This is a genomic window from uncultured Campylobacter sp., assembly GCF_938040115.1.
GTDB lineage: Bacteria > Campylobacterota > Campylobacteria > Campylobacterales > Campylobacteraceae > Campylobacter_A.
This window is the reverse complement of sequence record NZ_CALHXD010000162.1, coordinates 1-10,603: the sequence shown is the minus strand read 5'-3', so window position 1 is coordinate 10,603 and position 10,603 is coordinate 1. Positions and strand designations below refer to the sequence as shown.

Sequence of the window (10,603 nt, the reverse complement as noted above, 5' to 3'; positions counted from 1 at the left end):
AAGTATCGTGAGATGATTTTGAGAGTTGTGCAGAAATTTTAAGTCAAGGCTAGACCTCTGCTTGCAGTTGCGAGTACAACAAAGCAAAAATCTCTCTCAAAAGCGCTCACGAGACAAGCCGTTAAGGATAGAAAAAACCGAGTATCTGCGTCGCTGCCTTTTCTTCTATGTATGGGATTATATAACTTGGCGAATAAAGATTCTGGCCGCTTTCGATCTCGAGATTTGTCCTTTGCTCGCTGCCGTTTGCGCGGATCATCACGCTGATATAGGCTCTATAAAGATAATAATCCGTCCTGTCGTAAAAATCATCGTCAAACGGATCGCCAAAAAGCATGCCAAAGCCCATGCTACGCCTGTATCCGTAACTACCGAAACCATAACCCATGCTCATATACGCACGCGGGCGTTCACGTCGCTCAAGGCGTTGTAAGCTCGCAAAATCGCCCATTATCACGATATCGGCGCTCTTTTGATCCATGCTTTGCGTAAAGCCGTTTTGCAGTAGCTTGTTTCGCACGGTGTTTTCTAGCGTGTTTGCGTAGCCGCAGGAGTTTTTAAAGTAAACATAGACGCTGCGCGAGGCTTTTTTTATGTCGCCGTTAGTGATAAAAATAGGCACCGTGCTTCTAGCGTAAAGCTCGGGCGTGCGGGGTTCGCCGCAGCCTACGAAAAAAATCGCAAATAGCAAAATAGAGAAAATTTTTAGTTTCATTTCGGGTCTCCTCGCTCAAATTTGACCGCCGCAAATTTAACGCAGACGGGTCAAATTTAGGATCAAATTTAAGCGTATTTTACTACTAAATCTTTACGTTTGAGTAAATTTATAACACCAGCTTGATCTCGTTTTCTAGAGTGGCTTTGGGCGTGAGGCCGATGAAGCGCTTTTTGAGATTGCCCTCGCCGTCAAAGACGAATATCGCGGGCACGCCCATCACGCCGCCGACTGCTTTGCTGAAATAATCAACCGAAACCTTATCGCTAATCACGTCGTAGCCGATATGGTGCTGCCTAACCATGTCGATATCTTTATCAAAGCCAAGGCTCGGTCCAAATATCCCGTAAACGCCGAATTTGTCCTTAAATTCGGAGTAAATTTCATTTACGATCGGAGCTTGCGCTACGCAGGCGCCGCAAGAAGTGCCGAAGAAAAAGAGCATATAGGGCTTGCCGTCCGTTTTAAGCCGCCTGCCCTCGGGAAAATAGTGCGTATCGACGCCCTTTGGCGAGTTTAGGCTAATGTGGTGTTTATCAAAGCCGCTATTTCCGCAGCCCGCGATCATCACCGCCGCAAAAACTAAAAATATATATTTTTTTATCATAACTCTCCCAAATTTAAACCGTCGCAAAGGCGCTTTGACCCTTTGGCTCGCTTGCTAGCCTCTCGCATGCCTCCGCACGCTCGCCGTCGCTCACGTAGTGGATATTTTCCATCTTGCCGTGCCTTAGATAGACGATCTTGTCGCCAAACTGCCCAAGATCAGGGTTGTGCGTGATGAGAAGGATCGTTTTGCCCTCGCTTCGCAGCTTTTGAAACAGCTCCAAAACTACGCGCTCGTTTGCTTCATCGAGGTTTCCCGTAGGCTCGTCGGCTATCAAGATATCAGGATCGTTGATGAGAGAACGCGCGATGCACAAACGCTGCTGCTCGCCGCCGCTAAGCTGGCTCGGACGGTGATCTAGCCTATGTCCCAGTCCAACGCGCTCGAGCGCCTTTTTAGCGTCCTCTTCGTCCACGCTGCTGTGATAGTACTGCGCTATCATCACGTTTTCGACGCAGTTTAGGTAGGGGATGAGGTGAAACTGCTGAAATATCAGCCCGATCTTTTCGCGGCGAAATTTGAGCGTCTCCTCGTCGCTAAGCCTGCTAGCGTCGTCTCCGCCTAGCATGTACGTGCCTGCGGTTGGCTCATCCATCAGCGAGAGTATATTTACCAGCGTACTTTTGCCGCTACCGCTTGGACCCATTATGCTGACCCACTCGCCGGCGTTTACGTCAAAGGTAATGCTCTCTAGCGCTCTTACTTCGCCGAATCTTTTCTCTATCCCGTTTAATCTTATCGCGTACTGCATATTATTCTCCTCTTAAAATATCGGCCATCTTATTTTCTAGCGCCCGTTTGATCGGATAGATCGAGGCCACGCCCGCAAAAACGAGCGAGATAACCATCGCTATCGGTATACTCATAAATCTAAAATCGATGCTCGAATCAAAAATCGCGTAGCCTAAAATTTGCGCCAAACCGTAGCCTAAAATCGCGCCCGCAAAAGCCGCCGCAAAAGCCGTGACGAAAGTCTCGACGCCGAACAAATTTAACACGTTTTTCTTGCTGGCTCCCAGCGCTCTAAGCAGCGCGATCTCCTTTGAGCGCGAGAACAAAATCGCGCTTAGCGTCGTGTTTACGCACATTGAAGTGATGAGCAAGATGACAAAGCTAACAAGCGCCATTAAAAGCTTAATCTTATCCAAAATTAGGCCCTCTGATTTTGAAATTTTAGCCACGGGTTTAACCGAAATTTGCTCGTCGCTAAGGCTCTTGCCAAGCTCGCTGATGTAGTCAAATTTGCCCGTCACTACGGCTTCGGCGTAGTTTAGCGTATTTGGCTCGTTTGCTATCTTTTGCGCTAGAGGCAGCGAGATGATGAGTAGCGAGTCCTCTTTGTCGCCGTCTTGCACGATGCCGCGGATCTTTACTTTTTCGCCCGCATTCGCGCCGATTTGCCTTACTTCAATCGTGTCGCCAACCTTAAATCCGCTTTGTTTGGCTAGATCGGTGCCGATTAGTGCGTTTCTCTCGTCAAAATCAAGCGTTATGCCCTGCCCTTCTTTGACTTCCAAAAACGGCTTAACCCGAGTTAGGTCGCTAAATTTGACGCCCATAGCGATCGCGGTCGTTGGACCTATGTTTACCTGCGTGAAAAGATATCCGCTCTGTCCGATTAGCTTGTCGCTTGGGATTTTGGCGATCTTTTCGTTAAATTTAGCCTCGTTTACCTCGTCGCTAACCGGGTCTGCGGGAGCAAAAACCACGTTTGCGCCGTAGCTTTTTAGCTCCTTCGTTACTTTTGAGTCGATATCAAGATATACGTTTACAAAGGCCGCCGTCACGCACGCGCCAAGCAGGATAGAGACGATGATGACGCCCACTCTAGCCGCGCCAAAGCGCAGGCTTTTAAAGATAACGTTATAAAAAAAGCCCTTATTTGCGATCATATAGCACCTCCGCAGGCAAGAGTTTAACGACGCTTCTCATCGGCACGAGCGAGCCCGCGATCGAGATAAGAAGCGCAAAAGCGATACTAAGCGGAAGCACGATCCACGCTATGCCGATGCCGTAACCAAAGATACTGTAAGCGATTATGTAGCTTAGCGCGTAACCCAAAAACGCTCCCAAAATGCCCGCGAAAAACGCCACGACTAGGCTTTCGCTCGCAAAAAGAGCGTAAATTTCAAAGTTGCTCGCGCCTATGGCTTTTAGCAGGCCGATCTCTTTTTTACGCCTGTAAATTTCGCTAGTCATCAGCGATGTAATGCCGATAGAGGAGACCGCAAGCGCGATAACACTAACGATACCCATTAGGCTTTGGATTTTTTTTACGATATTACTCTCAGCGTCGCTTACCTGCATCATCGCTTTTGCCGCGACGCCCGCGTAGTTCTCCTCGATCTGATAGGCTATGGAGCTAACATAGGCCGAGCAGTACCACATATCGTATTCGGCGCTATCTAGGTTGTCTAAATTTCGCCTAGCTTTTACGGAGAGGTCGTTTTCCGGGATCGTCATCGCCGAAACCTCGGCTTTTGAGTACTGTCCGGGCTTATTTAGGAGCTCCTGAGCTAGCTTTAGCGAGGTTACGATCTTATAGCTCTCTTCGCCGGCTCCTTTTAGCACGCCTGCGATTTTTACGTTACGTCCGTTTAAATTTAGCTCGCCGCCAACGCTCAAATTTCGCTTCGCGGCTAAATTTTCGCCTACGAGCACGTTTTGCGTATCGTCGTCCTCTATCCATTTGCCCTCAACCGCCCAAAAGCCAAATAACGTTTTTACGCCCGTTTTAAACTCCGGCTCGTCGGCCACGTTTGCAAATTTATCAAACCAAGTGCCCGTGATTTGGTATTTCTCGCCGTTAGCGTCCTTTACCTCGCCGTTTAAAAACGGCGCAAACGCCACGATGTTATTTCGCCAAAAAATTTCCTTTACCTTATGCAAATCCTCTTCGTTTAGGTAGTTTTGAGATTTTAGTGGGGTGAAGTTTTTACCCTCGATCTCGATAGCTAGCGCTTCGCCCTTTGGCAAGACGACGATGTTTGAGCCGTAGCCTCGCAGCTCACTAGCGATCTGATCGCCGATTTTTAGCGTGATATTTAGCATACAAGCGATCAAAACCGTCGCCAAAAGTATGGTGATAAAGGCCATACCTTTTTGCACCTTTGAGCCGGTGATCGAGCTTTTTATAAGCCTTAGTTGCATATTTTTCATTTTAAAGTCCCGTTTATATCGACGTATTTTTCAGGGTTGGCTTCAAATTCCGCCTGAGTTTTTTCGTTTTCAAAGAAATACGTCCTGTTGTAGTATAAATAAGATTTCGAGCCGATGTTGCTTACTTTTTTGCGGCTTACCGGATCTAGCACCATTTTTTCGACGACTTTTGAGAAGTAGTTTGCACCGCTTTGGATGGTATCAAGCGTTACGGTTACGAATTTGCCGTCAAATTCAAAAGGCATAGGTATCGGGTTGCAGCCGCCCTCTTTGCCAACTGATGGCAAGAAAATGCGTACATTGCACGAGATGCAGATGAGATCGGTATCCTTTTTGATATAACCCATATCGCCACATATCGCGCATGCGTCAAAGACGATGGTCGGCGAAGCGCGGTCGGCGAAGCGGTTTAAGAGGAAAAACCTTATCTCCCTGCCCTCGTCGTTTATGTAGGCGTAGCGGTGAAGTTCGTTGTCGGCTAGCTCTGCCACGTCAAATTTAAACTCGTTATTTACGGGCTCAACAATGATAGGGTCTGAGATCTCAGGCGGCTTAGACGCGTGCAGGTCGTAGTAAAGCCCGAAAATAAGGGCCGTGACGACGATAGTTATGCTGCTTTTGGAGTTTGCCGCCATGAAATTTCTAGCCGCGTTGTTAAATCTAAATTTGTTCGAGCCCACGACTGATTTTACGAGCGGAGCCGGGCGTTTTTTGAAATTTATAACCGCCAAAACCAAAACTAAAAAGATGAAAAAATACTGCGCAAACGTCGTATAATAAATGCCCTTAGCCACGAGCGAGAGCGCCCACGGATACGTAGGTATCATGCCCGCTCGCATAAACTCAAGCCCCGTGTTTGAAATAGCCTGCACTATCAAAACCGCAAGCGAAAGAAGCGAAAACGTCCATAAGACGTGCTTGCAGAGACACTCTTTTAAATTTGAAACTACGAAAAACAAAATCAGCAAAAGCAAAAACGCAAATATCATCAAAAATAGGCTGATGATAGACTGCGTATCGAGTAGCTCGCCGGCAAATACCGGAAAATTCGCGCCCGCGTGAGCGTAGGTTAGGCCGTAGCCCGCACCGAGAGCGAAAAACGTTATCATCTTTGCAGGATTAAATTTGATAAAAATCCAAAGCGCGCTAACTAGCAAAAACACCAAAGTAGCCGCGTCAAACACCATTTTCACCCCGGCGTCGTGAAGCGTGAGTCTAGCGATCTTAAAAACGACTATGCCCACTGCGATACCCAAAACCGAGGGTAAAAACAGCGCCTTTAGGCTCTTTTTGTCGTTGTTTAACGCTGCAAAAAAGACAAATCCTAGTAACGATGAGATAACTTGGACGAAATATATAGACATGATCAGCCCTAAAATTTGAGAATTTTGAATAAAATTTAGAGCGGACTTAGCCGCTCTAAGCCCGAACTATTTAGCAGGCGCGCCTGTGTATTGGAATTTATAAGTCGTGGTGAACGGCTCAAACCATTTACCTACGCCCGTTTCTTTGTCCGCATGGCGACCGAAGCCTTGTTTTTCAGGATTTTCTATATGAAATTTTAGCTCGTAGTTGCCCACGCCGGCATCCATTTTTAGGTTAGCGCCGTAGTGAGGGCCGTCTTGAGCGACCATAGGCATAAACGTACCTTTTTTAACTTTGCCGTTATCTAGGTTTTTTAGCTCGTAATTAACTTTTAGATAAGGGATCCACTCACCGGCTGCAAAGCCGTTTTTATTTCCCTCGATAGCGTGGATGTCGGCCTCTAGGTGGATGTCTGCTTTACTAGGAGCTAGGTCGATACCCTTTGGCTCCATGTCGATCGGCTCTAGATAAACCGCAGCTATCTCCATACCGTTGATCTCTACCGGATCGCCGATAGGAAACTCGCCTGCTAAGGCTACTGAAGCAGCAAGGCTAAATGCCAAAGCTGTTTTAACAAATTTGTTCATGTTTTCTCCTTTAGATTAGTTTGTAAATTTATTTTAAGCTTCGCGGCAACCCGCGAAAGCTAGAAACGTCAAATTTAAGCCTCTTTGGCTTGCTTTTTTTTCATTATGATCACGCCGATGATTAGCGCCGCTACCATGATAGTCTGCGGTACTAAGCTCTCGTAATACGGATAAATACCCAGCCACTCGATAGTTGGGAAGCCTTCGATCTTGGTCGGAACGAAAATTTTACCCTCGACAAACTCCATAAGCCCCTTGCCCACAAACACGATCGACATATAAAAAATGATCGCCGAAGTGAACAAGAAAAACGGCTTGATCGGGATTTTTATAGCAAAAATTTTAAACACGTAGTAAGTGACGAGCAAGATGACTAGCCCCACTATAAATCCCAGCGCGATCATCGAGTAGCCCGCGCTATCTTTAGCGTCAAAAATCAGCGCCTGATAGAAAAGCACGGTCTCCGCACCCTCTCTAAAAACAGCTAAAAACACCGTCCACCAAAGCGCCTTAGCAGATCCTGCAGATATCGACTCGCTGACGTGGCTTTGGATATATTTGCTCCATTTTTTTGCGCCTGCGTTTGAGAGCAACCAAAAACCGACGTAAAAGAGCAGTCCTACGGCAATAAGCATCACCGCGCCCTCCATCACCTCTCTTTTTTGACCTGCAGCGCCGGCAAAAATCAAATTCATAATCCACGCCATAACAAAGCTTAACACGACCGCTACGGCAAGCGAGCTGTAAACGATACTCATGCGCTTTTCGTTGCCGGTTTTTAGTAGATACGCCACGACGGCCGCTACGATGATGAGCGCCTCAAATCCCTCGCGAAGTATGATAGTAAGCGCGTAAACAAATAGCGCCCAAGGGGAGCTGCTGCCGCTTGTTTTTTCTAGCGCGGCGTCTAAATTTGCGCCCAGATTATCGGCTGCTTGCTGGAGTCTCTCGACGCTCACACCCGCCTTCATCAGTGCGACTACTTCGCCGAAATTTCCTTCTATCTTAGTTTTTAGGCCTACGTCTATCGCGCCTACTTTGTTTTCCATGCCGCTACCTTCGAACTCGTCGAAGTAAATATCCTGCGCATCGCTCATAGCTTTATCTACGTCTTTTGCGGCGTAAAGTTTGATCGAGTCTGCGATTTTTGCCTTTATGTTAGCAACGACGGGCGCAAAATCAGTAGCCGCGTCATCCTCGGCGTTATCAGGTAAAACCACGTTAGTAGCTAGCGAACCAGACTCTATAGGCAGCTTGGCTACGTTTTCGTATATCAGCGCGTCAAGCTCGTTCAAATTTGACTTTAGTACGTCGGCGGCTACATCGTTGTTTATCGCGATTATCGCCGAGCCCATTCGCTTTTGGATATCGCCGTCGATACTCTGACCGCCGTTTATAAATCTACGAATGGCCTCTTCCAGCTTCGTGTTGCGGTAAAGCTCAAATTTGGCTTTATTGCTTATCTGCTGCTTTGCGGCGTCTTTGTCGCCCTTTTCGTAGGCTGCTGCGGCAGCGCTAAGGGCTGTTTTTATGTCGTTATAAACCACCTGCCAGTGCGGTTCGATAGCGGCGCTACTTGCGGGCTGTGCCGTAGTTTGGCTAGCCTCAGTAGCCTTAGCGGTCTGTGCGGCGTCCGCGTTTTTAGGATCGGAGTACTCGCCAACTAGCTTGTGACCGGTGTTTATGACAGGCAAAACCTCATCCATCTCTTTGTTTAGCTCGTCCATTATCGCTTGTATCTCTTCTACGGATTTTTTAGCGATGATGGCTTTGCGGATTTTGCCGAATTTAGACTCCATCGAGTAGGCTTTTTTCTGCCCCAAATTTACCCTGATCGCCGCTTCGATGTTTTCGAAATGCCCAAAATACGCATTTTGCGTGGCGGTTTTTGCCTCGTCGATCTTGCCCTCTTTATACTGCTGCATAATGCTTACGAACGAATCTTTTATGCTCTGTATCTCAGGGCCGTAGTCGGTATCGGCTGCATTTAGCATAAAAGGGATAAAAAGCGCGAGTATAAATTTTAAAAATTTGCTCATAAAAAACTCCGATAAAATATGTTTTACGCAGCCATTTTACCATTTCAAAACTTTAGCGAAAATAAAAACGGCTATCAAGTATCAATCTTATCAACAAGCTATATTTTTTGATTATTAGATTGATCTGACTTTGAAATTTGGGTAAATTTAAGAGGTAAAATTTGAAAGAAAATTCGGGAGCGAGTCGCCCCCGAATTTGAGTTAGATAGTAGCGCCCGCTTGTCTTAGCATAACGCGTTTGCGATATACGTTTGACACGTCTGCGGCGTCGCCTACTAGTAGCGCGTTGGTGGCGCAAACGGCGGCACACATAGGGACTTTGCCCTCTGAGATGCGGTTTTGCCCGTACATATGAAGCTCCTCGTGAGAGTTCGTCTCCTCAGGGCCTCCGGCGCACATTGTGCACTTATCCATAGCGCCTTTGATGCCAAACGCCCCGTCTCTAGGAAACTGCGGCGCGCCGAACGGACACGCATATAGGCAGTATCCGCAACCGATGCATTTGTTTTTATCGTGAAGCACGATACCGTCGGCTCTGATGTAAAAACAATCAACCGGGCACACCTGCTCGCAAGGAGCGTCGGTGCAGTGTTGGCAGGCTATTGTGGTCGATACTTCCTTACCCTCTATACCGTCGTTTAGCGTGATGACCTTGCGGCGGTAGAGCCCCACCGGGAGCTCGTGAGCCGAAGAGCAAGCAACCTGGCATCCAAAGCAGCTGATACATCTGTTGGTATCTACGAAAAATTTCATTCTTGCCATCTCTTACTCCTTAGACTCTATTTTCGCCGTATTCGTGGAAGAAGGTGTTAAAGCCCTCTCCGTCAGCTTTTTCTATCCTGCAAAGTCCGGCGTTAAATTCCGAAATTTGAGTAACCGGGTCAAAGCCGTAGTTTGTTACGGTATTGAAGCTCTCGCCGATCGTATAAGGCTTAGTGCCCTCAGGATAGCGGTCTTCTAGGCTCACGCCTTGCATAACGCCCGCAAAGTTATACGGCATACAAATTCTATCCGGCGTAACCATCTGAGTATGATAGCAACGAACCTTGATCTTAGTGCCTTGCGGAGAGTGGATCCACATCATATCGCGGTCTTGGATACCGTATTTTAGCGCAAGCTCAGGGTGGACGTTAGCAAACATCTCAGGCGTGATCGCCGCTAGATACTTGCTCGTTCGCTCGATCATACCAGCACCGCTTAGGTTTACTAGGCGCAATGTGCTAAATACGATAGGGAATTCCTTGCTCCAGTCTTTTGCTTGCTGCTCGGATTTATATTTCGTCTCGACGCGGAAGTTTCTAGCCTGATCGTCGAAAGTCGGGTATTTTTGTACCAAATCCCAGCGCGGAGAGTGGATAGGCTCGCGGTGTTTAGGGATCGGATCTAGGAATTCCCAAACGATCATTCTTGCCCTTGCGTTACCAAACGGCACTACGCCTTTTTCGCGGCATTTTTCTAGGATAAGTCCGCTGTGATCCGTACTCCAAGTAGCCCCCATCAGTCTTTTTTCTTCTTCGGTTAAGGTTATGCCTAGGACTTTTTCAATATTTTCTTTGGTAATTTGCGGATAGCCGCCTTTTACGTCCGATCCTACCAAAGTCGTATCCTCGCTAGCTAGCTGACTAACGCCGTTATGCTCTAAGCCGAAACGATTTCTAAATCCGCAACCGCCCTCTGCGTAAGACTTGCTCATATCATAAAGTATCGGTGTACCAGGGTGTTTTTCGTCCCATGCCGGCCAAGGCTTACCGTAGTATTCGCCTTTTACGTCGCCGCCGATACCCATTAGCGTGTCAGGGTCGAAATTTTGCCAGTTAGCCTGATGTCTTCTAAACATCTCGGCCGTTCTACCGGTGTAGCCGATAGATTTACCCATGCGAGCTATCTCGTTTGTAGCGTCGTCAGGCCATACGAAGTCGTCTTTAACTTGTTTTGGCTCGTTGTTTACGGTCGCCATCTTCATGCCTTTTACGTACTCGTCGTAAAAGCCGAATTTTTTAGCAAATAAGAACATGACCTCGTGGTCGGCCTTACTCTCGTAAAGCGGCTCAACGACTTTTGTTCTCCATTGGCCAGAGCGGTTAGTCGAGCTTATGTGTCCTTCGTTTTCAAACGCAGTAGCCACCGGAAG

The 10,603-nt window shown here is 47.5% G+C and carries 10 protein-coding genes; all 10 read right to left on the bottom strand.

The features are described 5' to 3' along the window. Positions 1-121: 121 nt before the first annotated feature. Positions 122-715 (bottom strand): hypothetical protein, encoded by a 594-nt coding sequence (locus tag Q0314_RS05715; protein WP_298057440.1) that lies wholly within the window; start codon positions 713-715, stop codon positions 122-124. Between the two features lie 109 nt (positions 716-824). After that, positions 825-1,322, bottom strand: coding sequence for a TlpA disulfide reductase family protein (locus Q0314_RS05710; RefSeq protein WP_298057438.1), 498 nt, complete (start codon positions 1,320-1,322; stop codon positions 825-827). A gap of 13 nt (positions 1,323-1,335) precedes the next feature. After that, the gene (locus Q0314_RS05705) at positions 1,336-2,073 is read right to left on the bottom strand and encodes an ABC transporter ATP-binding protein (RefSeq protein WP_298057436.1); all 738 of its coding nucleotides are present in this window, start codon (positions 2,071-2,073) and stop codon (positions 1,336-1,338) included. A 1-nt stretch (position 2,074) separates the two neighbouring features. After that, on the bottom strand, positions 2,075-3,214 hold the full coding sequence (locus tag Q0314_RS05700; protein ID WP_298057434.1) for an FtsX-like permease family protein: 1,140 nt from the start codon (positions 3,212-3,214) through the stop codon (positions 2,075-2,077). After that, entirely contained in the window at positions 3,201-4,481 is a 1,281-nt protein-coding gene (locus Q0314_RS05695) for an ABC transporter permease (RefSeq protein ID WP_298057432.1), read from the bottom strand. The genes Q0314_RS05700 and Q0314_RS05695 overlap by 14 nt, the downstream gene beginning before the upstream one ends. Further along, positions 4,478-5,845, bottom strand: coding sequence for a Fe-S-containing protein (locus Q0314_RS05690; RefSeq protein WP_298057430.1), 1,368 nt, complete (start codon positions 5,843-5,845; stop codon positions 4,478-4,480). Before Q0314_RS05690 ends, Q0314_RS05695 begins: the two co-directional genes overlap by 4 nt. A gap of 66 nt (positions 5,846-5,911) precedes the next feature. Then, positions 5,912-6,433: an iron transporter gene (locus tag Q0314_RS05685; protein ID WP_298057428.1), complete on the bottom strand. Its 522-nt coding sequence runs from the start codon at positions 6,431-6,433 to the stop codon at positions 5,912-5,914. Between the two features lie 74 nt (positions 6,434-6,507). After that, positions 6,508-8,472 (bottom strand): FTR1 family protein, encoded by a 1,965-nt coding sequence (locus Q0314_RS05680; RefSeq protein WP_298057426.1) that lies wholly within the window; start codon positions 8,470-8,472, stop codon positions 6,508-6,510. Between the two features lie 201 nt (positions 8,473-8,673). After that, positions 8,674-9,234, bottom strand: a complete 561-nt coding sequence (gene fdh3B, locus Q0314_RS05675) for a formate dehydrogenase FDH3 subunit beta (protein ID WP_298057424.1) — start codon at positions 9,232-9,234, stop codon at positions 8,674-8,676. A gap of 10 nt (positions 9,235-9,244) precedes the next feature. Further along, a partial coding sequence (locus tag Q0314_RS05670; RefSeq protein ID WP_298057422.1) for a formate dehydrogenase subunit alpha occupies positions 9,245-10,603 on the bottom strand: 1,359 nt, incomplete at its 5' end.